Source organism: Vibrio sp. Isolate24, from assembly GCF_022398215.1.
Lineage (GTDB): Bacteria > Pseudomonadota > Gammaproteobacteria > Enterobacterales > Vibrionaceae > Vibrio > Vibrio coralliilyticus_A.
Genome location: NZ_JAKEUU010000001.1, coordinates 1672588 through 1699383, shown reverse-complemented (window position 1 = coordinate 1699383; position 26796 = coordinate 1672588). Strand labels below are relative to the sequence as shown.

The 26796-nt window shown below is 45.2% G+C and carries 19 protein-coding genes; 13 read left to right on the top strand and 6 right to left on the bottom strand.

From position 1 onward, the window contains the following. Positions 1-356: 356 nt before the first annotated feature. Both L1D23_RS07540 and gltB read right to left on the bottom strand, forming a co-directional pair. Entirely contained in the window at positions 357-1826 is a 1470-nt protein-coding gene (locus L1D23_RS07540; RefSeq protein ID WP_239865156.1) for a glutamate synthase subunit beta, read from the bottom strand. Beyond that, positions 1826-6376, bottom strand: coding sequence for a glutamate synthase large subunit (gene gltB / locus L1D23_RS07535; RefSeq protein WP_239865154.1), 4551 nt, complete (start codon positions 6374-6376; stop codon positions 1826-1828). Before gltB ends, L1D23_RS07540 begins: the two co-directional genes overlap by 1 nt. 534 nt (positions 6377-6910) lie before the next feature. Here gltB and L1D23_RS07530 point away from each other — a divergent pair. The 4 genes from L1D23_RS07530 (at position 6911) to L1D23_RS07515 (ending at position 12542) form a co-directional block, all read left to right on the top strand. Further along, complete coding sequence (locus L1D23_RS07530) at positions 6911-7870, top strand: TIGR01212 family radical SAM protein (RefSeq protein ID WP_239865152.1); 960 nt, start codon at positions 6911-6913, stop codon at positions 7868-7870. Positions 7871-7920: 50 nt separating this feature from the next. Then, positions 7921-9669, top strand: coding sequence for a diguanylate cyclase (locus L1D23_RS07525; protein ID WP_239865150.1), 1749 nt, complete (start codon positions 7921-7923; stop codon positions 9667-9669). A gap of 81 nt (positions 9670-9750) precedes the next feature. Then, positions 9751-12090 (top strand): aerobic respiration two-component sensor histidine kinase ArcB, encoded by a 2340-nt coding sequence (gene arcB / locus L1D23_RS07520; protein ID WP_239865148.1) that lies wholly within the window; start codon positions 9751-9753, stop codon positions 12088-12090. 5 nt (positions 12091-12095) lie between these two features. Then, positions 12096-12542 (top strand): hypothetical protein, encoded by a 447-nt coding sequence (locus L1D23_RS07515; protein WP_239865147.1) that lies wholly within the window; start codon positions 12096-12098, stop codon positions 12540-12542. 114 nt (positions 12543-12656) lie between these two features. Here L1D23_RS07515 and tolC read toward each other — a convergent pair whose 3' ends face one another. Next, entirely contained in the window at positions 12657-13982 is a 1326-nt protein-coding gene (gene tolC, locus L1D23_RS07510; RefSeq protein WP_239865146.1) for an outer membrane channel protein TolC, read from the bottom strand. Between the two features lie 233 nt (positions 13983-14215). Here tolC and nudF point away from each other — a divergent pair, with 233 nt between their 5' ends. The 6 genes from nudF (at position 14216) to parC (ending at position 21079) form a co-directional block, all read left to right on the top strand. Beyond that, entirely contained in the window at positions 14216-14845 is a 630-nt protein-coding gene (gene nudF / locus L1D23_RS07505; protein WP_239837736.1) for an ADP-ribose diphosphatase, read from the top strand. After that, positions 14833-15273: a DUF1249 family protein gene (locus L1D23_RS07500; RefSeq protein WP_239837735.1), complete on the top strand. Its 441-nt coding sequence runs from the start codon at positions 14833-14835 to the stop codon at positions 15271-15273. Before nudF ends, L1D23_RS07500 begins: the two co-directional genes overlap by 13 nt. A gap of 9 nt (positions 15274-15282) precedes the next feature. Further along, complete coding sequence (gene cpdA / locus L1D23_RS07495) at positions 15283-16101, top strand: 3',5'-cyclic-AMP phosphodiesterase (protein ID WP_239837734.1); 819 nt, start codon at positions 15283-15285, stop codon at positions 16099-16101. Between the two features lie 28 nt (positions 16102-16129). Further along, positions 16130-16711, top strand: coding sequence for an esterase YqiA (gene yqiA, locus L1D23_RS07490; protein WP_239865145.1), 582 nt, complete (start codon positions 16130-16132; stop codon positions 16709-16711). 213 nt (positions 16712-16924) lie between these two features. Next, positions 16925-18805, top strand: coding sequence for a DNA topoisomerase IV subunit B (parE, locus tag L1D23_RS07485; RefSeq protein ID WP_239865144.1), 1881 nt, complete (start codon positions 16925-16927; stop codon positions 18803-18805). Positions 18806-18808: 3 nt separating this feature from the next. Next, entirely contained in the window at positions 18809-21079 is a 2271-nt protein-coding gene (gene parC / locus L1D23_RS07480; RefSeq protein ID WP_239865143.1) for a DNA topoisomerase IV subunit A, read from the top strand. A gap of 46 nt (positions 21080-21125) precedes the next feature. Here the strand turns inward: parC and degS are convergent, their stop codons facing one another. The 3 genes from degS to zapG form a co-directional block, all read right to left on the bottom strand. Next, complete coding sequence (degS, locus tag L1D23_RS07475) at positions 21126-22193, bottom strand: outer membrane-stress sensor serine endopeptidase DegS (RefSeq protein WP_239865142.1); 1068 nt, start codon at positions 22191-22193, stop codon at positions 21126-21128. A 113-nt stretch (positions 22194-22306) separates the two neighbouring features. Continuing rightward, positions 22307-23674, bottom strand: a complete 1368-nt coding sequence (locus tag L1D23_RS07470; protein WP_239865141.1) for a DegQ family serine endoprotease — start codon at positions 23672-23674, stop codon at positions 22307-22309. A 127-nt stretch (positions 23675-23801) separates the two neighbouring features. After that, complete coding sequence (zapG, locus tag L1D23_RS07465; RefSeq protein ID WP_239837728.1) at positions 23802-24257, bottom strand: Z-ring associated protein ZapG; 456 nt, start codon at positions 24255-24257, stop codon at positions 23802-23804. Between the two features lie 152 nt (positions 24258-24409). On the opposite strand from zapG, the gene zapE reads away from it, so the two are divergent. From zapE to rpsI, 3 genes are all read left to right on the top strand, one after another. Next, positions 24410-25513, top strand: coding sequence for a cell division protein ZapE (gene zapE, locus L1D23_RS07460; protein WP_239865139.1), 1104 nt, complete (start codon positions 24410-24412; stop codon positions 25511-25513). A 230-nt stretch (positions 25514-25743) separates the two neighbouring features. After that, positions 25744-26172, top strand: coding sequence for a 50S ribosomal protein L13 (gene rplM, locus L1D23_RS07455; protein WP_006877363.1), 429 nt, complete (start codon positions 25744-25746; stop codon positions 26170-26172). 15 nt (positions 26173-26187) lie between these two features. Next, complete coding sequence (rpsI, locus tag L1D23_RS07450) at positions 26188-26580, top strand: 30S ribosomal protein S9 (RefSeq protein ID WP_005436094.1); 393 nt, start codon at positions 26188-26190, stop codon at positions 26578-26580. Positions 26581-26796 lie beyond the last annotated feature (216 nt).

Genomic DNA, 26796 nt, shown 5'->3' with positions numbered 1-26796 from the left:
ATGCTTTTAATTTGTTGAATTTTGCATAAATAAACACAAAATCTTCTTTATTATTTTACAAAATAAGATGAATTCATTTTCATCGACTTCACAACGTATAGCTTATGATAGAAAAGGTCAAGTTTTTGGTGATTTATCACGCCAATGTTCTATTTACCACTTAATAATCTGAAAACTTCTTTCTTATCATATAGATATATTTTTCATTGTTACACTATTTTAACAATTGAATCTGGCTTAAATAAAAAAGACCAGCACATTGTGCTGGCCAGAATGGAAAGTTTGGAAGGATTGATTAGCTATTTATTTAATACCCAGAATCATTCATTATTGGTTAGTTCTGGGGATTATTTGGTTTACGCAGACAGCATCAGTGAATCCGCTTTTGCTTCTAGGTTTGTGCCACCCATTAGGTAATCATCGATAGCACGGGCACATTCGCGACCTTCGTTGATACAACGAACCACCAAAGATTGGCCTGTTCGCATATCTCCAGCAGCAAATACACCTTCTTGGTTGGTAGCAAAATCTTGAGTTGCTACGTTACCACGATCATCTAGCGCGATATCCAGTTGAGCAAGTACGCCTGTTGGTTCTGGGTGTAGGAAGCCCATCGCTAGAAATGCCATATCACACGGGATAACACGCTCGCTGCCTTCTACTTCTTTAAAGCTTGGACGCTCGCCAGGCTTCGCATCTTGCCAAACGATATCAGCTAGACGAAGGCCAGTGACTTCACCTTTGTCATTGCCAATGAACTCTTTGGTTAGGATGTTCCAGTGACGATCAACGCCTTCTTCATGAGACGTCGAAGTACGCAAGATCATTGGGTACTGTGGCCATGGCATATTAGCAGGGCGTTTTTCTGGTGGAATCGGCATGATTTCAACCTGAGTGATGCTTGCTGCGCCGTGACGGTTTGATGTACCCACACAGTCTGAACCAGTATCACCACCACCGATAACCACAACATGTTTACCCGCAGCGTGAATTTCTTCCGTTTTCAGGTCCATGTTATTGGCGCGACGGTTGTTTTGACCTAGGAATTCCATCGCGAAGTGAACGCCTTTTAGTTCACGACCCGGAACGGGCAAATCACGTGGAACGGTTGAGCCACCAGTTAGTAGAACCACATCGAACTCTTGACGCAGTTGCTGAGCATTTACATCAACACCAACGTGTTGGTTTACTTTAAACTCAACGCCAGCTTCTGCCATGAGGTTGATCTTACGATCAATCACGTCCATACCCAGTTTGAAATCTGGAATACCAAAACGTAGCAGACCGCCTACTTTCTCGTCTCGCTCGAAGACGGTCACAGTATGACCTGCGCTGTTTAGCTGCTCAGCAGCCGCAAGACCAGCAGGGCCCGAACCGATGATCGCAACGGTTTTGCCTGTGCGAGAACGTGGTGTTTTTGGTTTAGCGTATCCTTCACGATACGCCGTTTCTACGATGGTTTTCTCGATATTACAGATAGTGATTGGGTCTTGGTTGATGCCAAGTACACAAGCACTTTCACATGGAGCAGGGCAAACACGACCAGTGAACTCTGGGAAGTTATTGGTTGAGCTTAGAATGTTCCATGCTTCTTCCCAGCTATCACGATAAACCGCATCGTTAAATTCTGGGATGATGTTACCGATAGGGCAGCCGTTATGACAAAACGGCACACCACAATCCATACAACGAGCAGCTTGAGTATTGATCTTGTCACCAAACTCCTCGTTCAGAACGAACTCTTTGTTGTTCTTGATGCGTTCAGCTGGGTCGATCTTCTGTGGTAGTTCACGACCATGCTCTAAAAATCCAGTAGGCTTACCCATTATACGGCCTCCACTTGAGTTTCGTTTCCTTGAGACTGTGCTTCAGCTTTACGCTTTTGAAGAACCGCTTTGTAGTCACGCGGCATTACCTTAACCATAGAGGCTAGGCTTGCTTCAAAGTTGTCTAGGAAAGACTGAGCGACTTCACTTCCTGTGAATTGAACATGCTTAGTTAGCATGTCGAGTAAGAGATCTCTGTCTTCTTGCTCGATTGGATCTAGGTCTACTAGCTCTGGGTTCAGCTTTGACTCAAAGTCACCTGATTTATCCCATACGTAAGCCACGCCGCCACTCATACCTGCGGCAAAGTTACGACCTGTTGAACCAAGGATGATGGCTGCACCGCCAGTCATGTATTCACAACCGTGGTCACCGACGCCTTCTACTACGACTTTCGCGCCTGAGTTACGAACACAGAAACGTTCACCAGCCATACCGCGAATGAAAGACTCACCCGAAGTTGCACCGTAGAAACACACGTTACCAACTACGATGTTGTCTTCCGCGACAATGCTCGATTTCGCGTCTGGGTAGAGCACTAAGGTACCGCCAGACAGACCTTTACCCCAGTAGTCGTTAGCATCACCTTCCACTTCGAACTTCACACCCTTAGCTAGGAATGCGCCGAATGACTGACCCGCAGAACCGTTGAACTTCACGTTCATTGGCTGAGGTAGACCAGCATCTTTGTACACTTTCGAGATTTCGTTCGACAACATGGTACCTGCAGAGCGGTCCGTGTTGACGATAGGGAATTCGGCATTTACCGCTTCGCCTTTCTCGAGAGCAGGAATCGCTGCTTGAATCAGCTTGCGGTCTAGTACTTCTTCTAGATTGTGGTTCTGCTGAGCTTGGTTGAATACGCCATCGGCTTCGCGAGCTTGCTCCACGTGCAGAACAGGAGATAGATCTAGGTTCTTGTATTTCCAGTGAGATACATCTTGGCGAATCTTCAGCTTCTGACCTTGACCGACCATCTCATCGATAGTGCGGAAGCCAAGTTCAGCCATGATTTCACGCAGACCTTGTGCCATGTATTGGAAGAAGGTTACTACGTCTTCTACGCGACCATCAAAGCGCTCACGAAGCGTCTTGTTTTGAGTCGCGATACCGACAGGACAAGTGTTCTTATGACACTTACGCATCATGATACAACCTTCAACCACCAATGCTGCGGTTGCCACGCCCCATTCTTCTGCACCAAGTAGTGTTGCGACTGCAAGGTCGCGAGGTGTCTTCATCTGACCATCCGCTTGAACCACGATACGGTTACGCAGACCGTTCTTCAGTAGCGTTTGGTGTGTTTCTGCCAAACCAAGTTCCCAAGGTAGACCTGTATGACGGATTGAAGACATTGGTGATGCACCAGTACCACCGTCGAAACCTGCGATTAGTACAACGTCCGCTTTCGCTTTCGCTACACCAGAAGCGATCGTACCTACGCCTGCTTCCGATACCAGTTTCACGTTTACGCGGCCCGCGCGGTTCGCGTTCTTCAAGTCGTAGATCAGCTGAGCCAAATCTTCGATTGAGTAGATATCGTGGTGTGGCGGTGGAGAGATAAGACCGACGCCCGGAGTTGAGTGACGCGTTGCACCGATCCAGTCGTCTACTTTATCGCCTGGTAGCTGACCACCTTCACCTGGTTTCGCACCTTGAGCCATCTTGATTTGTAGCTCATCAGCGTTGGTTAGGTAGTAAGAGGTTACGCCGAAACGACCTGAAGCCACCTGCTTGATTGCAGAGCGTTCCCAGTCGCCGTTTTCTTTGCGTTCGAAACGCATTGGGTCTTCACCGCCCTCTCCAGAGTTCGACTTCGCGCCAAGACGGTTCATCGCCACCGCCAGCGTTGAGTGCGCTTCATAAGAGATTGAACCGAATGACATTGCACCAGTCGCAAAGCGTTTTACGATGCTTTCAATTGGTTCAACTTCATCGATAGAGATAGAGCCCGCAGGGTTCTTGATGAATTCAAGTTGGCTACGTAGTGTTACCGCATTGTCACCTTGCTTATCTACCGCTGTTGCGTACTGCTTGAACTGCTCGTAATCTTTGTTGCGAGTCGATTGTTGCAGCAGAGAAATCGTTTCTGGGTTGAATAGGTGCTTCTCACCACGCTGTTTCCATTGGTAAACACCACCAACATCCAGCATTTGAATTGGGATTTCGCGTTGTGGGTAACCGATGCGATGACGGATCAGCACTTCTTTGGCGATATCATCAAGGGTGAGACCTTGGATACGAGAAACCGTACCTGTGAAGTATTTGTCTACAACAGACTTATGGATACCCAAGGCTTCGAAGATTTGCGCACCATGGTATGACTGTAGCGTAGAAATACCCATCTTCGAGAAGATCTTCAGAAGACCGCCATTGATCGCTTTACGGTAGTTGTTGAACAGATCGCGAGGGTTCGCTTCTGGATCCAACTTCTTCGTACGTTGAAGTTCAATGATGGTTTCAATCACTAGGTAAGGGTTAACCGCATTCGCACCGTAACCAAGTAGCGTTGCAAAGTGGTGCGTTTCACGCGCGTCACCGGTTTCAACCACGATGTCACACTTCGCACGTAGGCCTTTGCGGATCAAGTGGTGGTGAACTGCGCCCACTGCCAGCATTGCTGGGATCGCCGCGTGGTTTGAGTTCACTGCACGGTCAGTGAGTAGGATGATTGAGTAACCATCGATAACCGCGTCTTCTGCGTATTGGCAGATACGTTTTAGTGCGCGCTCAAGCTTGCCTTGATCTTCATTGGCTTGGAACACGATATCCAGTGTCTTCGCTTGTAGGTGCTCGTTATCGATCGCACGCAATTTCTCAAGCTCAGAGTTCGCCAGAACAGGCGATTCCAATTCAACTTTCTGACAGTGAAGTGGTGTTTCAGTCAGAAGGTTTTGGTCTTTACCCAAGTAAGTGTTCAGCGACATAACCATACGCTCACGGATCGGGTCGATCGGTGGGTTGGTCACCTGTGCGAACAGTTGCTTGAAGTAGTTTGAAAGGTGCTGAGACTGATGAGAGAGAACCGCAAGAGGCCAGTCGGCACCCATTGCTGACAATGGTTCTTTTGCCTCATTCGCCATTGGAACGATGATTTCGTTCACTTCTTCAGTGCTCACACCGAAAGCTTGCTGACGATGCAGCAAACGTTCTGGAGAAGGTTGGCTGAACTGGTTGCTCGCATCTGGCAGCTTCTTCAAGCTCAGTAGGTTTTCTTCTACCCACTTCTCGTAAGGCTGCGCTGTTGCGATGGTGTCTTTCACTTCTTCATCAGAGATGATGCGACCTTGCTCTAGGTCTGCAACGAAGATACGACCTGGTTGTAGACGACCGCGGAACTCTACGTTCTCTGGCTCAATATCCACAACACCGGATTCTGATGCCATTACTAGGAAGTTGTCTTTGGTCACAGTGTAGCGAGAAGGGCGCAGACCGTTACGGTCTAGTGTCGCACCAACTTGAACACCATCAGTAAAACATACTGAAGCTGGACCATCCCATGGTTCCATGATGTTCGCGTGGTACTGATAGAACGCGCGACGTTTAGGATCCATGTTTTTGTTTTCTTGCCATGCTTCCGGGATCAACATCATCAATGCGTGTGGCAGGCTGCGACCAGAGAGAACTAGGAGCTCAAGTGCCATGTCAAAGTTAGATGAATCCGAGCTGCCTTCCTGACAGATTGGAAGAAGCATGTCGATTTCAGCCTGAGTAAACAGGTCTGATTCTAGGATTGCTTCACGGGCTTTCATCCAGTTCAAGTTACCGCGAACTGTATTGATTTCACCGTTGTGGGCAATGTAACGGAAAGGCTGTGCAAGACGCCATTTCGGGAAGGTATTAGTAGAGAAACGAGAGTGTACCAGTGCCAGTGCGGTCACCATGGTCGGGTTTTGTAGATCAAGGAAGTACTGAGGTACTTGCTCGGTCGTTAACTGACCTTTGTACACCAATGTCTTGTAAGACATTGAGTTAATGTAGAAGTCGTCACCAATGTTCGACACGCTTTCTAGGCAAACTCGTACTGTGTAGTTACGAAGTACATACAGTTTGCGCTCTAGCTCTTCCGGTGTGATGCCAGGGCCACCAGAGATAAACACATGCTCAAACTGAGGCTCTGTGCTTAGTGGGTCAGCACCGATCATTGAGTTGTCGGTTGGCAATGCACGGTAGCCGATAACTTCAAGGTCTAGGCGCTGTGCGTTGCGTTCTAGAATATCTCGGCATTGTTCGCGTTTGTATTCGTCCTTCGGGAAAAGAACGACACCGACACCATACTTTTCAAACGAAGGCAGTTTAATGCCTAACTTAACGGCTTCTTCTAATAGGAATTCATGAGGTTTTTGTAGCAAGATACCTGCACCGTCACCGCTGCATGGATCACAACCTTGACCACCACGGTGCTCCATACGAGCCAGCATATCCAATGCTTGAGTCACAACTTCATGAGATTTACGGTTTTTCAGGTGAGCAACAAAACCGATGCCACAAGCGTCATGCTCCAGCTCAGGAGTATACAGACCTTGCGAATTTTGCTCTCTATCTACCATAGATACATCCTTCCAGTTTAATAGGCGCAAATGAGCTAGTCGAAACCAGTTTTGCGTCCAGTCCTTTATTTTTTATGATTCGAAGTCTTCCGAAGTTGGCGACTTTGATTCCATTCCGTATCTCGCAGGAAAAATATTGCGAGAAAAACAATCCTTGGTGTAATCCATGTTTTTTGTATCACTATTTAGTGATTTATATAGGTGGGAGTTGGAAAACACCGACGTTTTAGTAAATGATTGTGTAATTAAATACACAAATAAAACTAAAATCTGAAATTATCCTACAATTTTGTCCAGCTTAATTGCAATCAAAATTCGAGGAAGTCGAGTAGTTTTTCAGGTCCTGTTATTGTATTTATGTTTAACTTTTGCTTAACAATTGCTTTTTGTGCTTAATTTTATGCATTTTTATTGATTTTAGATAAAGCTTATCTGTTTTAAATCTTTAAATTCTGACCTGTTAATTTTTCATTGTTGTAATTTAATTACACAAATCGAAATGATAGTTATTCCTATTTGGTGTGTAAGAGAAATATGCAGCTACATGAGATGGTCAATACGATTGGGCAAGATCTACAGCGACGATATGGAGAGAAGGTCCATAAACTGACACTGCATGGCGGTTTCAGTTGCCCAAATAGAGATGGCACGATAGGCAGAGGTGGATGTACATTCTGCAATGTTGCTTCATTTGCTGATGAAAAAAGCCAGATTAAGAGTATTGGTGAGCAACTGAATGATCGTGCCAATGAAGTTCGCAGAGCGAAGAAGTACTTAGCGTATTTTCAAGCTTACACCAGCACCTATGCAGAAGTGCAAGTGCTGAAAAATATGTATGAGCAGGCCTTGAAAACAGCCGACATCGTTGGGCTTTGTGTCGGGACAAGGCCTGATTGTGTACCAGATGCCGTGTTAGAGCTTTTGTCTGGTTATGCTCAACAAGGTTATGAAATTTGGTTGGAGCTGGGCCTGCAAACTGCTAATAATGAGACTCTGAAACGTATTAATCGTGGTCATGACTTCGAGTGTTACGCTGAAATTACTCACCGTGCGCGGGCTATGGGCATTAAAGTGTGCACTCACCTGATCGTTGGCCTACCAAAGGAGACTCATGAGGACAATCTGAGCACGCTGAGTAAAGTGCTAGAGGTAGGGACCGATGGTATTAAGCTTCATAGTCTGCATATTGTTGAAGGTAGTACTATGGCTAAAGCTTGGAAAGCGGGCAGATTGGATGCGCTATCATTAGAACAATACGTTGAAACCGCAAGTGCGATGATTCGGATGACACCTCCAGAGGTTGTCTTTCATCGAGTGTCGTCTGCGGCCCGTCGACCTACTTTGCTTGCACCTTTGTGGTGTGAGAATCGTTGGCTAGCGATGACAGAGCTTGAACAGACACTTCAACGTGATGGTGCACAAGGTTCATTAATTAATCAGCCGTTTGTATATATAAAACCATTAATAAATACAGAAAAATCAGCAATAAGCTGATATCTTTTGTAACCTTAGTATTAGGTTGCAGATGGACATAGAGTATTAGAATGGAGCAGGTACTTTACTGGCTATGGGATGTTTCCCGTGGACATGGTTTTAGCCTTGTCGTCATCCTGCTCTTTGTTATTTTATCCTCAGTGCTCTATTCGCGATTGCAAAAGCATATCGAGTTGCTGTTTCAGGATACCCCCACAGCCTTGATTCTCGTCGAGGCTCAGTCAGGAAAGTTGCTTCTATCCAATAAGAGTGCCATGCAGTTGCTTGCTATTCGACGCATGGGGAAATCGTTTCTTCTACCTGATACTGTTTCACGAGAATTCTTACTATCGACAATTAACCAGTTTGCAGGAAATGGATTTAAGAGTTTTCCCATTGAATGGAGTGTTTCGAGAAATACGCGTATTAAAGTAGAGATGACTGGGCGTAAGACTGTCTATCGAGGACGTGCATCTTGGTTACTCTATTTATCACCGCACCAAGCTTCTCACGAGGAAATGGCACGTGAGATTCAATCTCTTTCCATCGCCAAAAGTGCGTTAAATAACCTTTCAGAACTGGTGTTTATCAAGAATAACCAAGGTGAGTTGATTTTTACTAATCGAGCATTTGAACGTTTTTGGGATGGACGTGAACTGGAAGGCAGCGCTGATATTAAAGGTGTCGTTAAAGGGCGAGCGAATAAACGGCGCTGGACTGCAGACTGCGATGGGCGAAGTTGCCTCCTCGAAACCTATCAGAATATCTTGCTTTCCTCTACGGGAGAAAAAATGGGCAGCATAGGTATCAGCCATGACGTAACGGACTGGCATAATATGCAGCAAAGCCTTCGTGATGAGATGGATAAACGTCGCGATACTGAAGTGGCTTTGGCGCAACGCGATACCATTTTACAGAATATTCTTGAGTCTAGCCCAGATGCTATCGGTATCTTTAACGAGAACATGGTCTACCAAGCCTGTAACCTACCTTTTGTACGCGCCCTCGGCATTTCTGAGGTGGATGAGCTCATTGGTAAGCGGCTTCAAGATATCATCCCAGATGATGTCTATAGCCGTTTGTCTGAAACGGATAAGAAGGTTTTATATGAAGGGAAATCATTACGTTACATCGATAAAGCGATCAATAGTAATGGAGAGTTTACTTGGTATGATGTCGTGAAATCGCCGTTTCGTGATCCCGCTTCTGGCACTAATGGTGTATTGATCATGGCGAGAGATGTCTCGGATCGTTATCTTGCGGCACAAAAACTGGAAGAGGCCAATCAAGAGCTAGAGAGGTTGAGTTTTCTTGACAGCTTGACGCAAATTTCCAATCGACGTCGATTTGATGAGCAACTCGCTATTTTATGGCCTTTACATATTCGAGAGCGTCAGCCGCTGAGCGTTCTCCTGTGTGATATCGATTATTTCAAAGGCTTCAATGATTATTACGGTCACCAAGCTGGTGATGACGCTCTGATTCGAGTGGCTGAGGTGTTTAAATCAGTGCTATCTCGAAATAGTGATTGTGTGGCTCGATATGGCGGGGAAGAGTTTGGATTCATTTTGCCTAACACAACCGTTGAAGGTGCGTGGCAGATTGCTGAAAAAATCCACCAAGAGGTGAAACGGTTGGGGCTAGAACATGCAGCCTCTGAAGTCTCTTCGAGCCTGACCGTAAGTATCGGGGTTGCCACGCTTGTCCCTAATCCTATGGATAACAGAGAAAGCTTGATTGCGTTGGCAGACAGTGCCCTGTATCAGGCGAAAGCAAACGGGCGTAATCAAACTTGTGTCCATCACACATCAGAAAATTAACTTCTCCAGATTTTAGGTTCTCTTAGCCGTGGGTAGTGAAAACAGGTAGTATTTACCTAGTCTTATCGTACGGAGCGCCCAATGAAACCTATAAAGAATCTCGCTCAGTATTATGTCGATCTTCTGGTCAAGCTTGGCATTTTGCGTTTCTCTATTTTACTCGCTTTAGCGCTGGTTGCCTTGGCTGTTGTGGTTCAGGTTGGCATCACCTTAGTGTTGAGCGGACATGTGGATGACATTGATATTGTTCGCTCAGTGTTTTTTGGTCTGCTAATCACGCCTTGGGCTGTGTATTTCTTATCTGTGGTCGTCGACCAACTTGAAGAGTCACGCCAGCGTTTATCAAAGCTCGTATCTAAGCTCAAAGATATGCGTTCTCGAGATCAAGAACTGAACCATAAGTTACAGCAGAATATTGCTAAGCTGAATCAGGAAATTGAAGAGCGGATTAAAGCTGAGGAAGCCCGTGAAGAAGCGATGAAAGATCTCGAAAACGAAGTCTACCAACGTGAGCGTACGCAACTGGAGTTGGCGGAAAGAACCGCACTTCTACGTTCATTTATTGATGCGTCTCCGGATCTTATTTATTACCGCAATGCTGAAGGGGTATTTTCCGGTTGTAACCGTGCCATGGAAGAGCTAACGGGTAAAAAAGAAAATCAGCTGGTGGGGCTCACCCCTTGGGATGTCTACAGCAAAGAAGTGGCTCAACAGATTGTTGATACGGACGAAAAGGTGTTTGCGGATAACCAAGCCTTGACTTACGAGCAGTGGCTGGAATACCCAGACGGCCGTAAAAATTACTTTGAGCTACGCAAAGTCCCTTTTTATAGCAAGGATGGCCGCCATCTTGGGTTAGTCGGTTTCGGGCGTGATATTACTGAGCGAAAACGTCACGAAGAATCATTGAAGAAAGCCAGCCGAGATAAGACGACTTTCATTTCAACCATCAGTCATGAGCTACGTACCCCACTAAACGGCATCGTTGGTTTGAGCCGTATGTTGCTTGATACGCCATTAACGGATGAGCAACGAAACCATATGCAGACCATCAATGTCAGTGCGATTACCCTAGGTAATATTTTCAACGACATTATTGATATGGATAAGTTTGACCGTCGCAAGTTAGAGCTGTTCCCATCTCCACTGAACTTTGAGGAATTTGTGGCTGAAATGGAGAGTATTTCTGCCCTCATGGCCTCTCAAAAAGGTTTACGTTTTGATCTAGAGCGTTTAAGCGAACTTCCAACAGCAATAGAAGTCGATGCAACCCGTTTGCGACAGGTACTGTGGAACCTGATCAGTAATGCTATGAAGTTCACCAAAGAGGGGGGTGTTGTGATGACCGTCGATGCTGAAGTCGATGGTGAACTTGCCAATATCACCATGGAAATTGAGGATAGTGGTATTGGTATTCCGGAATCTGAGCTTGAGAAGATCTTTGCGATGTACTACCAGGTTAAATCCGGTAAGGATAACCTTCACGCAGTTGGCACAGGCATTGGTTTAGCGGTATCTAAACAACTCATTAAAATGATGGATGGAGATATTACCGTCAGTAGTGAGGAAGGGTTTGGCAGTACTTTTACGGTGACCATACGTGTTCCTCTTTCTGCTCACGAGCAGCCACTTGAAAGCGATCCAATGGAGCGTAAAGAGCTCAATATCTTTATGGTCGAAGATATTGAACTCAATATTACTGTAGCGCGTTCGCTCCTAGAGAGTATGGGGCATGAGGTTAGTGTGGCCATGACCGGACAGGATGCGATTGAGATGTTTGATCCGGAAATTTATGATCTGGCGTTCTTGGATATCCAACTTCCAGATATGACAGGTTTTGATGTTGCTGATTTTTATCGTAAAACCTATAAAGATTTGCCGCCATTGGTCGCCCTTACTGCTAATGTACTGAAGAACAAAAATGAATACTTGGAAAAGGGCATGGACGATGCGATCAGCAAGCCTCTATCCGTGACGGCTGTTCAGGAAGTTATCGCGAAATTTACCTCCGATGAAGAGTATCAACAGCCACTGACGATTGAAGAGCCAGTTGTGGCGGAAAGTAACGACTTATACAGCCGGGTGTTGGATTTGGAGATGCTGGAGTCTTATGTCGGTATAGTGGGCTCTCAACCGGTACTGGATAGTATCGAGATGTTTGAAAATATGATGCCAGAGTATGTCGAAGTGCTTAATTCTAATATGACGGCGAAACACCAAGACGGTATTGTTTCTGAAGCCCATAAGATTAAAGGTGCGGCTGGTTCTATTGGTCTTAAACATATTCAGAAAGTCGCACAAAAAGCTCAGTCTCCTGATTTGCCAGCATGGTGGGAAAACATAGATGATTGGGTTGAAGAAATAAAAAATGAATATCAGAATGATATTCAAACTCTCAAAGAGTGGTTGGCTCAAAGGTGATAACAATGAAAAAATATGCAGTAGTGGTGTTGGGAGCTGTGCTGCTAGCTGGCTGTGCATCGACTCCAGTGGGTTGGGAGCAGGATGAACAGGTTGCTATTGAAGGGGCTACGGTTCGGCTAAAAAGTAATTTATGGCTAAACAAAATGCCTACCTTAGGAGAAGTTCAGGACCAAACGCTCCATGGCGCGCTCTACCTAGAATCGGATAAAATACTACCTGCCACTTTGGAAGTGGACAGTATTTCTATTAAGCAAGGTGAAGAAAGTTGGGTTATCGATGGTGATTTACTGGATTTACGTACTCACAATCAAAGCCGTTGGGAAGTGGCATTTGTGTGGCAATTCGCGGTAGAGACAGAAAAACCAGTCGATGTCGCCTTAATGCTTAAGAATGGTGACAAGGTCGAGTGGCTGGTAGAAAAAGATGTTGTGATAGATACGGTGTACTAGTTTTTGAGATAGGCAAGAACTAAAAAAGGTTGATGTGAAAGCATCAACCTTTTTACTTTTCCGTGTTAGCTGTTAGCTGTTAGCTGTTAGCTGTTAGCTGTTAGCTGTTAGCTGTTAGCTGTTAGCTGGAGCTTCTTTCAGACCAGCATTGATATCTAGGATATCTTGCTCGCTTAACGTACCGACTGCTTGACGAAGCTGTAGCACGCTGAGAATGTAATCGTAACGTGCGTTCGATAAGTTCTTATTGGCATCGTACAAGTTACGAGTTGAATCAAGAACATCGACAATGGTACGTGTACCGACATCAAAGCCCGCTTCAGTGGCTTCTAACGCTGAACGTGCTGAAACTACGGTCTGTTCATAAGCGCGTAGCGCACCAATCGAAGCACTGATGTTGTTATTAAAGGCACGAACGTCTTTCACCACACTGCGGTAAGTCGCTTCTAAATCTTGGCTTGCCGCTACGTAATCAAATTCCGCTTGCTTAGTCAGAGAGGTTGTTGAGCCACCGCTATAAATTGGCACAGACAGATTTAGCCCGACATTGAAATTGTCCGAGTCATAATCACTTGAACTGGATGTACTGTTCTTTTGTTCGGCCAATGTATAGCCGCCATCTAAAGTCAATGAAGGAAGGTGGCCTGAGCTCTGCAGAGAAATATTATCTTTAGCGATGTCTTGGGCGATGCGTGAAGAAAGTAAGTTTAAGTTCTTCTCTTGGGCCTCTTTAACTAGAGAGTCTACTGGCGATTGAGTCTTGGTCGCAGAGAAACGGTCAATGTCTAATACATTGAGATCATCATGCTCTATGCCCGTGATTTCGCGTAAACCTTCGTAGCTGTTGATCAGACTGTTTTCGGCCAGCACTTCATCTGCTAAAACAGTATCGTACTGTGCTTGTGCATCATGGACGTCTGTAATCGCAGAAAGTCCTACTTCAAAACGCTGTTTGGTTTGTTCTAGTTGACGACCCACAGCCGCTTTCTCTGCTTGGACAAAAGCTAAGTTATCTTGTGCTCTTAACACTTCAAAATAGGCGGTAGCGACGCGAAGAATAAGATCTTGCTGAGCAGCCGCATAGGTTGCATCGGCCTGGCGTGCCGTTTTCTCCGCTGTATCTAGAGTGAGCCAGCTAGAACGTTTATACAACTCTTGAGTAAAACCTAGTTTAGCTGTCCAAGTATCCTTGTCATTGTCTGCGTCATTGTACTCACCGCGATCAAAGTCGTAGCTTGCTGTCAGATCAACTTGAGGGAGCAAAGTGGCACGGCTAGAAGTCACCGCTTCAAATGCAGAGTCGCGGGTAGCAGCTGCGCTAAGTAATGTTGGGTCGTTTTCTTTTGCTTGATTGTAAATTTCCGTCAGTGTGTCAGCAAAAGCGTTGGTGCTTAAGCTGCCAAGTGCTGCACTGATAAATAGTGGAAGCAGTTTTTTCATAGGTCCTATTCCTGCCAAAATATGAAAAAGGTGACTGAGCGAGAGTTTAACTCATACTGATGCTAATTCACGCAAAACTTTGCAAATTTTTACACTTAACTATCCACCTGTGCAATATACTCGATTCGCAGATTTAACTCAGAATATAAAAATTGTATAAAAAGTTGAGCCATGTCCTTGGAAGTTAAGCTTCTGTCTGAGTAAACTATAAGATTCACTCACTGAGGTGCCAAATGCAACTATCTGATAGTCAACAAAGTGAATTTACTCCACAAGATGTAGAAATCATCTCAAAAGAGACACTATTTAAGGGCTTTTTTAGGATGATTAAGTATCGCTTTCGACATAAGTTGTTTGAAGGTGGCTGGAGTGAGGTTATTGAGCGTGAAATGTTCGAGCGAGGGCACGCTGCGGCATTACTGCCTTATGATCCAGTAACGGATCAGGTTGTATTGATTGAACAGATTCGTGTCGGTGCGCTGGAACATGATCACCCTTGGCAATTTGAAATTGTGGCGGGGGTGATTGATACCAATGAATCTTCAGAGCAGGTAGTGCGTCGCGAAGCGGTTGAGGAAGCGGGGATCTCCGTTGACGATGTAACCAAGGTGACGTCTTATTACCCTTCTTCTGGTGGTTGCTCCGAGAAACTGGATGTTTACGTTGGGAAAGTGGATGCATCCACCGCTCAAGGCGTTCATGGTTTAGACTATGAAGGTGAGGATATTCGAGTTCATGTGGTCAGTCGTGAGACCGCCTATCAATGGGTCACAAACGGAAAATTTGAAAATGGCGCTTCGATTATTGCACTGCAATGGTTGCAGCTGAATTACCAAACGCTAAGAGAACAATGGCACAAGTAGCAGTAAAAAAGCCGTATCACGTTGATTTATCAGAATTGATGCGGACTTATGAAACCAATTACGCCAAATTAAATGCTTTGCTTCCAAGTAGAGCAAAGGTTGGTAATGTGCGCTGCTATCAGGCTGCTAACATGACATATCAAATTCAAGTGGTCGAAGTCACAAAGTACACAACTTTGGTCGATATTTGTCAAAGTGATGATATCCCGGTGTTTCCATTGCCAAAAATGTCTGTCAGGCTCTACCACGATGCTCGCGTAGCAGAGGTGTGTGAGTGTGAGCATTTAAAACGAGTGAATGCTCGATACGAATACCCCAATGACAAAATGGTTCAGCAAGATGAAAAAGTGCAACTGAACCGTTTTTTGGGTGATTGGTTATCTTTTTGTTTAAGGCATGGTATTAGCCGGACGCCGCTCAATATTTAGGTTTTAGTTTTGAAAGTAACGTCGAGCTCATCAGATGGTCGCATCAGGCTGCTTCAAATTACAGATACTCATCTGTTTGAAGCAGCAGATGGAAGCCTATTGAGTGTGAATACAGGTGACAGCTTTAAGGCTGTCGTTGAAGCTATTGTCGAAGAAAATCCTGCCTATGACGCTGTTTTGGCGACAGGGGATATTTCACAGGATCATAGCGAAGCGTCATATCATCGTTTTGAGCAAGGTATTGTACCGCTCAAGAAAACCTGTTTTTGGCTCCCTGGCAATCATGATTTTAAACCGAGCATGACCTCGGTGATTCCTTCTCCACAGATTCAGCAAATTGAGCATGTACTGCTTGGTGAAACATGGCAGATGATTATGCTTGACTCTCAAGTCGTGGGAGTGCCTCATGGTCGTTTGAGCGATAAGCAATTTGCACTGCTGGAAGAAAAATTAGTTCAGTATCCAGAACGTCACGCTTTGATCCTATTGCATCACCATCCCATGCTTGTGGGCAGTGCTTGGTTAGACCAACATTCTTTGAAAGATTCAGAGGATTTTTGGCAATTGGTCGATCAGCATAATAATGTCAAAGCGGTCTTGTGTGGCCATGTGCACCAAGACATGAATGTGATGAGAAATGAAGTGCGGGTAATGGCCACGCCTTCAACCTGTGTACAATTTAAACCCAACTCAGATGACTTTGCTTTGGATAACCAGTCTCCGGGGTGGCGTGAATTATTGCTCCACGATGATGGAAATGTGACTACCGAAGTGAAACGTCTACCCGCAGGTAGGTTCCAACCTGACTTTAACTCAACGGGTTATTAACCTTGAACTCACCTGATTAAGGACCATTATGCAACCTTCATTACTGCTTTATATTCATGGTTTTAACAGTTCTCCTTTGTCTCATAAAGTTAATGTTATGAAGGAGTATTGCCAGCAATATCGTCCTGATATTAAGGTTGTTGTTCCTCAATTACCTTGTTTTCCCAAGCAAGCTGCAGAATGTTTGCTGGACATTATTGAAACGCACCTTAACGATTATCAAATTGGCTTGGTGGGCAGTTCTCTGGGTGGGTATATGTCCATGTGGCTTAATGCTCAATTTGGTTTTAGAGCAGTGGTGGTTAACCCTGCGGTGAAACCTTATGAGTTACTTTCTGACTATTTAGGCGAGCAGGAAAACCCCTACACACAGCAACGCTATGTTTTAAAAGACACCCATATTGATGAATTAAAAGTGTTGGATACGCCGGTCATCAAACAACCGGAAGATTTCTGGCTTTTACAACAAACAGCAGACGAGGTGTTGGATTATCGTCAGGCGGTTGAAAAGTTTAGCGGAGCTAAACAAACCGTTGAACAGGGAGGAGATCATAGTTTTGTCGACTTTGAACGCTACCCTAAGCATATCATTGAGTTTCTCCAGCTATAGGCTCATTGAGGGAAAAGTCATAATTTTAGTGGTTACTTAGTTATCTCACTTGACATCATTCCCTCTCTTCCAGACTATGTTTCCCTTGTACTGAGCTGGATGTGAAACGACGAGAGTTTGGTCGTTTTTGCTACTTTTTAGACTAATTAATAAAAAGAACAAAAGCTTACCTGCTCAGTAACCCATTTATTTTCTATAACGATATTCCGTATTATGACTGAACAATATAATGCTGGGGCCATTGAGGTTCTTAATGGTTTGGAGCCAGTACGTCGCCGACCAGGGATGTATACGGATACAGCGCGCCCTAACCACTTGGGACAAGAAGTCATCGACAACAGTGTCGATGAAGCGCTAGCCGGACACGCTTCAAAAGTTCAAGTAATTCTGCATGCCGATCAATCACTCGAAGTGATCGATGATGGCCGAGGCATGCCTGTTGATATTCACCCGGAAGAGAAAGTCTCCGGCGTTGAACTTATTCTGTGTAAACTCCACGCGGGTGGTAAGTTTTCCAATAAAAACTATCAATTCTCTGGTGGTCTTCACGGTGTAGGTATTTCGGTTGTAAATGCCTTATCAAAACGTGTGGAAGTAACGGTACGTCGTGAAGGACAAGTGTATGAAATTGCATTTGAGCACGGCGATAAAGTGTCTGACTTAACGGTCACTGGCACTTGTGGACGTCGTAACAAAGGTACCAGTGTTCACTTCTGGCCTGATGCTGAATATTTTGATTCTGCCAATTTCTCCGTCACTCGTTTGGTGAATAACTTACGAGCTAAAGCGGTACTTTGCCCAGGGTTAGAAATCACTTTCTCTGATAAAGTGAACGGCAACGAACACAAATGGCTGTACGAAGATGGACTGAAAGACTATCTAACAGAAGGTGTGAAAGGTTATACCGTCTTGCCTGAAGAGCCGTTTACTGGAGAATTCTCTGCGGAGACCGAGGCGGCTAATTGGGCGGTGATTTGGCAGCCGGAAGGTGGTGAGATGATCACCGAAAGTTACGTAAACCTGATCCCGACAGCTCAAGGCGGCACCCACGTAAATGGATTGCGCCAAGGCTTGCTTGATGCGATGCGAGAGTTTTGTGAGTTCCGTAACCTGCTTCCTCGTGGTGTTAAGCTCACGGGGGACGATGTCTTTGACCGCTGTTCCTACGTATTGTCGGTTAAGATGCAAGACCCTCAATTTGCCGGTCAAACCAAAGAACGTCTGTCTTCGCGTCAAACCGCTGCCTTTGTTTCTGGCGTGGTAAAGGATGCGTTTAGCTTATGGCTGAATGAGAAGCCGCAACTGGCTGAACAGCTGGCAGAAGTTTGTATTGCCAATGCACATCGCCGAATGCGTGCAAGTAAAAAAGTGGTACGTAAAAAAGTGGCTTCAGGGCCAGCCTTGCCGGGTAAATTAACGGACTGCTCAGTACAAGATCTAAACCGTACCGAAATCTTCTTTGTCGAGGGTGACTCGGCTGGTGGTTCAGCGAAGCAGGCTCGCGATCGAGAGTTTCAGGCTGTCATGCCGCTTCGCGGTAAAATTCTTAATACTTGGGAAGTGTCTGCTGACCAAGTATTAGCCTCTCAAGAAGTCCATGATATTTCGGTTGCGCTGGGTATTGACCCAGACAGTGATAACCTTGAAAGCTTACGTTACGGCAAGATCTGTATCTTGGCCGATGCCGACTCCGATGGACTACATATTGCAACATTGCTCTGTGCATTGTTTACCCGCCACTTCAGAGCTCTGGTAGAAGCGGGTCATATCTATGTGGCTATGCCACCACTCTATCGTATTGATTGTGGTAAAGAAGTCTTTTATGCCCTTGATGATGATGAGAAAGAAGGCATCTTAGAACGTTTGTCGAAGAAAAAAGCTAAGATCAATGTCCAGCGATTCAAAGGTTTGGGTGAAATGAATCCACTTCAGCTACGTGAAACGACTATGGATCCAAATACTCGCCGCTTGGTTCAGCTCACGATTGATGACTCTCAGGCAACCATGGAAATGATGGATATGCTACTTGGTAAGAAACGTGCTGATGATCGCCGTTCTTGGCTACAAAACAACGGGGATTTGGCAGAGGTTTAACGAATGTCTACGGAAATTACATACGATGGCGTTGAACAGTTGCCAATGCGCAAGTTCACTGAAGACGCTTATCTCAATTACTCGATGTACGTCATCATGGATCGCGCCTTGCCATACATTGGTGATGGCTTAAAGCCGGTTCAGCGACGAATCATTTATGCGATGTCAGAGCTGGGGCTCTCGGCAGCAGCAAAATACAAAAAATCCGCGCGCACGGTTGGCGATGTGTTGGGTAAATACCACCCTCACGGCGACTCCGCATGTTATGAAGCTATGGTGTTAATGGCTCAGCCGTTCTCTTATCGTTACCCATTGGTTGACGGTCAAGGTAACTGGGGTGCGCCGGATGATCCTAAATCATTCGCTGCGATGCGTTATACCGAAGCGAAATTGTCCAAGTTTGCAGAAGTTCTGCTTGGTGAACTTGGACAAGGAACCGTTGAATGGCAGCCGAACTTTGACGGTACGATGAAAGAGCCGCAAATGCTGCCAGCGCGACTGCCACATATTCTACTCAATGGCGTTACGGGTATCGCAGTAGGGATGGCGACCGATATTCCGCCACATAATGTGCGTGAAATTGCTGATGCCACTATCCATCTGATCGATCATCCTAAGTCCGAACTGTCAGATGTGATGAACTTTGTTCAGGGGCCGGATTACCCAACGGAAGCTGAGATTATCTCGCCAAAAGCTGAGCTGGAAAAAATCTACCGCACTGGTCGCGGCAGTATCAAAATGCGCGCAGTATGGCATAAAGAAGGCAGTGATATTGTTATCACGGCACTGCCACATCAGGTATCGGGTGCCAAGTTACTTGAGCAAATTGCTAGCCAAATGCGAGCCAAGAAACTGCCAATGGTCGATGACCTACGTGACGAATCGGATCACGAAAACCCGACGCGTATTGTTGTGGTTCCTCGCTCAAATCGTATCGACTGTGATCAGTTGATGAACCACCTGTTTGCGTCGACGGATCTTGAAAAAAACTTCCGCGTTAATCTCAACATGATTGGCTTGGATAACCGTCCTCAGGTGAAAGGTCTGGTTCAGATCTTATCAGAGTGGATTGAGTTCCGCCGTGCGACCGTTCGCCGCCGTTTGCAGCATCGCTTGGATAAGGTCCTTGCACGTTTGCACATTTTAGAAGGTTTGTTGGTTGCTTACCTTAATTTGGATGAAGTGATAGAGATCATCCGTACGGAAGATGATCCCAAAGCAGTGCTGATGGCACGCTTCGGTATTACGGATATTCAGGCGGATGCGATTCTTGATACCAAACTTCGTCACCTTGCCAAGCTGGAAGAGATGAAGATCCGTGGTGAGCAGGAAGAGCTAGAAAAAGAACGCGAAAAGCTTGAACAGCTTCTAGGCTCTGAGCGTCGTCTGAATACGCTATTAAAGAAAGAAATCAAAGCGGATGCGGAAAAATACGGTGATGATCGCCGCTCTCCTCTTGTTGAGCGTGCGGAAGCCAAAGCCTTGACTGAGCGCGATCTTGTTCCGAGCGAACCTATTACCGTTGTGCTTTCAGACAAAGGGTGGATCCGCCACGCGAAAGGTCATGATGTTGATGCTGAAGGACTGAATTACAAATCGGGTGATAAGTACTTAGCCCATGCTCGCGGTAAGAGTAATCAACAAGCCGTCTTCTTAGGCAGTGATGGTCGAAGCTACTCGTTAGAGTCACACTCATTGCCTTCAGCGAGAAGCCAAGGTGAGCCTATCACGGGACGTCTGAACATTAATGCAGGGACTAACATTCGCCATGTGGTGATGGGGGAAGAAGACCAGTTATGGTTGGTCGGTTCTGATGCCGGTTATGGCTTTGTGTGTAAAGGAAGTGATTTACTGTCGAAAAACCGTAGTGGTAAAGCACTAGTCACGTTGCCTCAAAATGCTGAGGTCTTGAGCCCGGATGCGATCCGTAGCCTGGACCAAGATGAGATTTTGGCTATTACCAATCAAGGGCGAATGTTGTTATTCCCTATCAAGGATTTACCTCAGTTAGGCAAAGGTAAGGGTAATAAGATTATCAATATCCCGGCAGCTAAAGCCAAAGAGCGGGAAGAAGTGGTTTCTCATCTGATGTCGTTACCTCAAGGGGCATCGGTGACGCTCTATGCCGGTAAACGTAAACTGGGCTTGAAGCCAAACGACCTGGATAATTTCCGCGGTGAGCGTGGTCGTCGAGGTAGTTTGCTACCGAGAGGTTTACAGCGGGTAACCCGTATTGAAGTTGAAACTTCTACCACAGAAGAAGACAGCGAATAAAGTAAAATCCCATGCTATCGAGCATGGGATTTTTCTATCTAGGTTTTTAAATTTCTCGGGTATCTTCTGCGATCGTCACGCTAAGTGTTTGCTCTTTGCCCTTACGTAGGATGAGCACATCGACGGTTGTCCCCGGCCTCAACTCAGTGACAATATCCATTACGCTCTGGCGACCATTGATTTTTTGTCCATCAATTTTGAGAATAATATCCTGAGCCTGAAATCCTGCATCGGCGCCAGGTCCGTTAGGATCGACGCCTAACACGATAATACCCCCTAAATGTTCATTACCTAGTAAGCGGGAAGTGACGGAGTTGATGTCCTGACCATCAATACCGATATAACCTCGGATCACGCGACCATCGGCTATGATTTTTTGCATGATTTTATTGGCAAGAGCATAAGGGATAGCAAAAGAAATGCCGTAAGTTTCCAGTTCTGTTGCTTGCTGAAAGGAGGCTGTGTTGATACCAACCAGTTCACCTCGTGTGTTAACCAGTGCCCCACCAGAGTTGCCTTCATTGATGGCAGCATCAGTCTGAATAAAGGCTTGTCGTCCGCCGGCACTGATGGAAGAGCGACCAGTTGCGGAAATAATGCCGAAAGTGGTTGTTTGGCCGAGGTTGTATGGGTTACCGATGGCGAGTACGACATCACCAACGGTTGGGGAATAGTTTGGATTGAGTGGTATGACAGGAAGATTACTACCTTCTACACGTAAAACCGCAATATCGGTTCGCTTATCAGTACCGACCAATTGAGCGGCAGCGACGCGCCCATCTTGCAGTGCTACTACCACCTGATCGGCTTGAGCAACAACATGATAGTTAGTGATGATATAGCCTTTGTCGCTAACAATAACCCCAGAACCCAGCCCCTGAGTCAATAGCTTCGAACGATCATCCTCTTTGTACTTTCGGCTGTAAATGTTCACAACAGCAGGCGCAGCCTTATGTACTGCACTGTTAAATGAGATTTCTTGCGCCGAAGTAATACTGATTTCATCGCTCAGTGTCTGAGGGAGGATAGTAGAGCGTAGAGAAGGGATCGCCAATAGTAATAATGCTGCTGTTGCCAGCCCTAAACCTATTGAACGCAATAAGAATTGCAGCATATCTTCCTAACCACTCTAAATATCAGACAAGTGGCGAAAGGATAGCATTAGATGAGAAAATAATAAAAGGACGGCAGGAGATCCTACCGTCCTTTGACATTGAGCGTCCGTTTTTAACGTACGACTAAATAAATAGTCCGTTCGCCACGTTGAATGTTCAGAGCCAATACACTTGGTTGCTTCTCAAGGACTTGTCTAAACTCAGCAAGGTTTTTGACTCGTTTACGGTTTACACCAATAATGATGTCACCTTTCGCGAGCTGATATGCCTCAGCTTTTGAGCCTTTCTCTACGCCAGCGACTTTAATGCCTTGTACAGGATCGCTTGAGGTTGTATTGGTGAGTTCTGCACCAGAAAGACCGTCATGAAGTTTGTCGGCTGAGGCTTTGACATTTTGCTGCTCACCTAATGTCACATCAAAGTTTTCCTTCTTACCATCGCGGACCACTCCGAGCGAGATTTGTTTGCCTGCACCAAGTGTTGCAACTTTTGCGCGCAGTTCACTGAATGAATGAATGCTTTTGCCGTTGACGGATACAATGACATCACCCGCTTTGAGCCCTGCTTTATCTGCTGCACTGTCAGGCACCACTTGACTAACAAAAGCCCCTTTACTGGACTCATAGCCGAGTGCATCAGCAAGCTCTGAAGTAATTTCTCCACCTTGAACACCTAACATTCCGCGTTTAACTTCACCAAACTCAAGGATTTGTGCTGTTAGGTTGTTCATCATATTTGATGGAATGGCAAACCCAATACCAACATTACCGCCATTTGGTCCCAAAATAGCAGTATTGATACCAATCAACTCACCATTTAGGTTCACCAAAGCACCACCAGAGTTACCACTATTGATAGCGGCATCGGTTTGAATGAAGTTCTCGAAATTTTCAATGTTCAGGCCGCTGCGTCCTAATGCGGAAACAATACCGGAGGTGACCGTTTGTCCAAGACCGAATGGATTACCGATCGCAACAGCAAAGTCACCGACCCGCAAGGCATCCGAATCTGCAATCTGAATTTCCGTGAGATTCTTGGCTTTTTCTAACTGCAGAAGCGCTACATCTGACATTTGGTCGCCGCCCACTAATTCAGCGTCATACTCTCTGCCATCGTGTAGCTTAACGCGAATTTTTTCAGCACCATTGATGACGTGATAGTTAGTCACGATGTAGCCTTTATCGGCGTTGATGATGACACCCGATCCAAGACCTCTAAATGGACGTTCCTGTAATTGCTCGGTTGGAAACTCTGGGCCGAAAAAGAAACGGAATTGTTCAGGGATGCGCTGCTTCGAGACTTGGGTACCTTCCACAGAGATGCTGACGACAGCAGGGGTAACCTTTTCCAACATTGGAGCCAAACTTGGCAATTGCTCTCCATCTACTGAAAGCGGCAGGGCAGCAGTGGCTGGTATGGGGGTGATGATTGAACTTAAGCTTAAAGATAGGACGGTTAAAGCAAGCAAAGGTTTTTTCATCTGATAACTCCTCGTTAAGTTAAGGCCTGAGATTTAATATTTGGTTAAAAAATAAGAAATCAATCGACGCTTATTGGAGTTTAAGACTAAAAAACCTTTATAAAGTTCAGCAAGTGAACAAATAGAGCTAAGAGGCTTTTGCTGTAACCACTTGTTCTGAGTTAAGAACTTCCTTTTTCTCTTCGGTCAGCATGCCTGTTGCGCCAGAGGCGTAATCTTTAGGTGCTTCATTGAGAATTAATGGTTGTTCAACTTCAGCTTGCATTTCTACTTTCGTTTGCTCTGCTACTTTTTTGTTGAATGGGTTATCCTGAATTGGAATATTTGGTAGCAATTCAGAAGATGTTTTGGTCATGTGCTGATAAAGCTTAGTGTATTCTTTGCCTAAAGAATCCAGCATTTCTGCAGTTTGGGCAAAATGATCGGCAAGATCTTGCTTTTGCTGCTCCAGCTCAAATTTAGCGTTATCTAAATCTTTTTGAATGGTCTTCTGTTTGTTATATCCCGGAGTGGTGATACGCGAGATGATGATTCCTAAAACAGCGCCTACAAGCAAACCTACAAGGGCATAAATCCAAGGCATATTCGCTCCTTATCATTGTTATTTAACATGTTTTTTACCGGTTGGTTACACATGTTCACCGGACATGTTACTATGAGAATTCGAGACGATAAAGAAAAATGCATGTGCTCTGCATAGCAGTTTCAATCCTTCTATAGCACGTGAGTGAAGCGATGACCCCATTAGAGATCTATACAAAAGATGTAAAAGAGCATGGCTTTCAACAAGATGAAGCCCAACTTCAAGCCGTGAAAGCTCTGGATAATCTCTACCATGAATTTGTTCAATATATAAATACCCCTGTTGAGCCTGTCACCGGATGGAAAAGCTGGTTTGGCAAAAAAACACCTCAACCTATTGCTCCTAAAGGATTGTATTTTTGGGGGGGCGTAGGGCGTGGAAAAACCTACTTAATGGATACTTTTTTTGAAGCCCTTCCCTGCGACAAAAAAATGCGTGTCCACTTCCACCGATTTATGTATCGAGTGCATGACGAGTTGAATGCGCTTGGAGATATCAATGATCCATTGGAGCAGGTGGCTGATATCTTTAAGGCAGAAGCGGAAATCATATGTTTTGATGAGTTTTTCGTATCAGATATTACCGATGCAATGATTTTGGGGACTTTGTTTCAGGCTTTATTCAAGCGTGGTGTGATTTTAGTCGCCACATCCAATATTCCACCACAGGACTTGTATCGCAATGGCTTACAAAGAGCTCGTTTTTTGCCTGCGATTGATTTGATTCAGTCAAACTGTTTAGTGCTTAATGTTGATAGTGGCATTGACTACAGATTGAGAACGCTTGAACAAGCGGAAATTTATCATTTTCCTTTGGATGCTCAGGCCAATACCAATCTCTGTCATTACTTTGAACAATTGGTTGGTGAGCATAAGCAAGGTGCGAAAAGCATTGAAATCAATCATCGTCAGATAGAGGTATTGAATTCGTACGAAGGGGTGCTGCATGCTACCTTTGAGCAGTTGTGCCAGTCAGCCCGGAGTCAAAATGATTATATAGAGCTGTCACGTATCTACCACACCGTACTATTAGCCGACGTCCAGCAAATGGGAAAGTCTATTGATGATGCGGCTCGTCGTTTTATTGCTTTAGTGGATGAATTCTATGAGCGTCATGTCAAATTAATTATCTCAGCAGCAGTTCCGTTAGAAGAGCTATATACCCAAGGACAATTGGAATTTGAATTTAAACGCTGTCAGTCTCGACTTATTGAAATGCAAAGCCATGATTATCTGGCGAAAGAGCATTTAGCATAAGGGGTTTGATGTTTCTATAAGGGAAGAAAAAAATTGATTTTTTTGCCTAAAAAGAGGTGATTTTTTCAACTGACTTCTCTATAATCCTGCGACCCACCGTTACTGCAGACCAGATCCTTACAGATCTAGGGTCGAGAGTGCCAACCACTCGAAGGGGTGATGAATGGGCTCTTAGTCAGTGGGAGCAATGCTCCTTAAGTGTAAATTTTAATAAACGGGTTATTATTAGCATGAAAACTTTCGTTGCTAAACCAGAAACTGTAAAACGCGACTGGTACGTTGTAGACGCTGAAGGTAAAACTCTTGGTCGTCTAGCAAGTGAAATTGCATCTCGCCTACGTGGCAAACATAAAGCTGAATACACTCCACACGTTGACACTGGTGATTACATCATCGTTGTAAACGCGGAGAAAGTTACTGTAACTGGTAACAAAGCTAAAGGTAAAATTTACTACCGTCACACTGAATTCCCTGGCGGCCTAAAATCAATCAGCTTCGAGAAGCTAATTGATCGTAAGCCAGAGATGGCGCTTGAGCTAGCGGTTAAAGGTATGCTACCACGTGGTCCTCTAGGCCGTGCTATGTACCGTAAGCTGAAAGTTTACGCGGGCGCTGAGCACAACCATGTTGCTCAACAACCACAAGTACTAGACATCTAATCGGGGATTTCGAAAATGGCAGAGAATCAATACTACGGCACTGGCCGTCGCAAAAGCTCAGCTGCACGTGTTTTCATTAAACCAGGCAGCGGCAACATCGTAATCAACAAGCGTAGTCTTGATGAGTACTTTGGTCGTCCAACTTCTCGTATGGTTGTTAAACAGCCTCTAGAGCTAGTTGAACTAACTGAAAAATTAGACCTATACGTTACTGTTAAAGGTGGCGGTATTTCAGGTCAAGCAGGTGCTATCCGTCACGGTATCACTCGCGCACTAATGGAATACGATGAGTCTCTACGTCCTACTCTACGTGCAGCTGGTTACGTTACTCGTGACGCTCGTTGCGTTGAACGTAAGAAAGTTGGTCTACGTAAAGCACGTCGTCGTCCACAGTTCTCTAAGCGTTAATCTTTTTTCGAAAAGATTGGCCTTCGGTGTTTTCACCGGATTGTGGTCCCAAAAGCCTGGCTTCATGCCAGGCTTTTTGTTTTTCTGCACAAAAAAATCCCTTCTCTCAGACCAGTTTCGAGAACTTTTATATTACTTATTCCCCTTTTGTGACCTCATAGGCGATTTACTTCACGATTGTTACAAAAAGGTAGCTTTATCTTGTCAAAAAGTAGG

Coding starts and splice junctions, on each gene's coding strand:
- degS (WP_239865142.1), bottom strand. CDS start 22,193: ATGCTGCAATTCTTATTGCGTTCAATAGGTTTAGGGCTGGCAACAGCA.
- rplM (WP_006877363.1), top strand. CDS start 25,744: ATGAAAACTTTCGTTGCTAAACCAGAAACTGTAAAACGCGACTGGTAC.
- arcB (WP_239865148.1), top strand. CDS start 9,751: ATGAAACCTATAAAGAATCTCGCTCAGTATTATGTCGATCTTCTGGTC.
- L1D23_RS07515 (WP_239865147.1), top strand. CDS start 12,096: ATGAAAAAATATGCAGTAGTGGTGTTGGGAGCTGTGCTGCTAGCTGGC.
- L1D23_RS07540 (WP_239865156.1), bottom strand. CDS start 1,826: ATGGGTAAGCCTACTGGATTTTTAGAGCATGGTCGTGAACTACCACAG.
- nudF (WP_239837736.1), top strand. CDS start 14,216: ATGCAACTATCTGATAGTCAACAAAGTGAATTTACTCCACAAGATGTA.
- gltB (WP_239865154.1), bottom strand. CDS start 6,376: ATGGTAGATAGAGAGCAAAATTCGCAAGGTCTGTATACTCCTGAGCTG.
- rpsI (WP_005436094.1), top strand. CDS start 26,188: ATGGCAGAGAATCAATACTACGGCACTGGCCGTCGCAAAAGCTCAGCT.
- L1D23_RS07525 (WP_239865150.1), top strand. CDS start 7,921: ATGGAGCAGGTACTTTACTGGCTATGGGATGTTTCCCGTGGACATGGT.
- L1D23_RS07470 (WP_239865141.1), bottom strand. CDS start 23,674: ATGAAAAAACCTTTGCTTGCTTTAACCGTCCTATCTTTAAGCTTAAGT.
- zapG (WP_239837728.1), bottom strand. CDS start 24,257: ATGCCTTGGATTTATGCCCTTGTAGGTTTGCTTGTAGGCGCTGTTTTA.
- L1D23_RS07530 (WP_239865152.1), top strand. CDS start 6,911: ATGCAGCTACATGAGATGGTCAATACGATTGGGCAAGATCTACAGCGA.
- tolC (WP_239865146.1), bottom strand. CDS start 13,982: ATGAAAAAACTGCTTCCACTATTTATCAGTGCAGCACTTGGCAGCTTA.
- L1D23_RS07500 (WP_239837735.1), top strand. CDS start 14,833: ATGGCACAAGTAGCAGTAAAAAAGCCGTATCACGTTGATTTATCAGAA.
- zapE (WP_239865139.1), top strand. CDS start 24,410: ATGACCCCATTAGAGATCTATACAAAAGATGTAAAAGAGCATGGCTTT.
- parC (WP_239865143.1), top strand. CDS start 18,809: ATGTCTACGGAAATTACATACGATGGCGTTGAACAGTTGCCAATGCGC.
- yqiA (WP_239865145.1), top strand. CDS start 16,130: ATGCAACCTTCATTACTGCTTTATATTCATGGTTTTAACAGTTCTCCT.
- parE (WP_239865144.1), top strand. CDS start 16,925: ATGACTGAACAATATAATGCTGGGGCCATTGAGGTTCTTAATGGTTTG.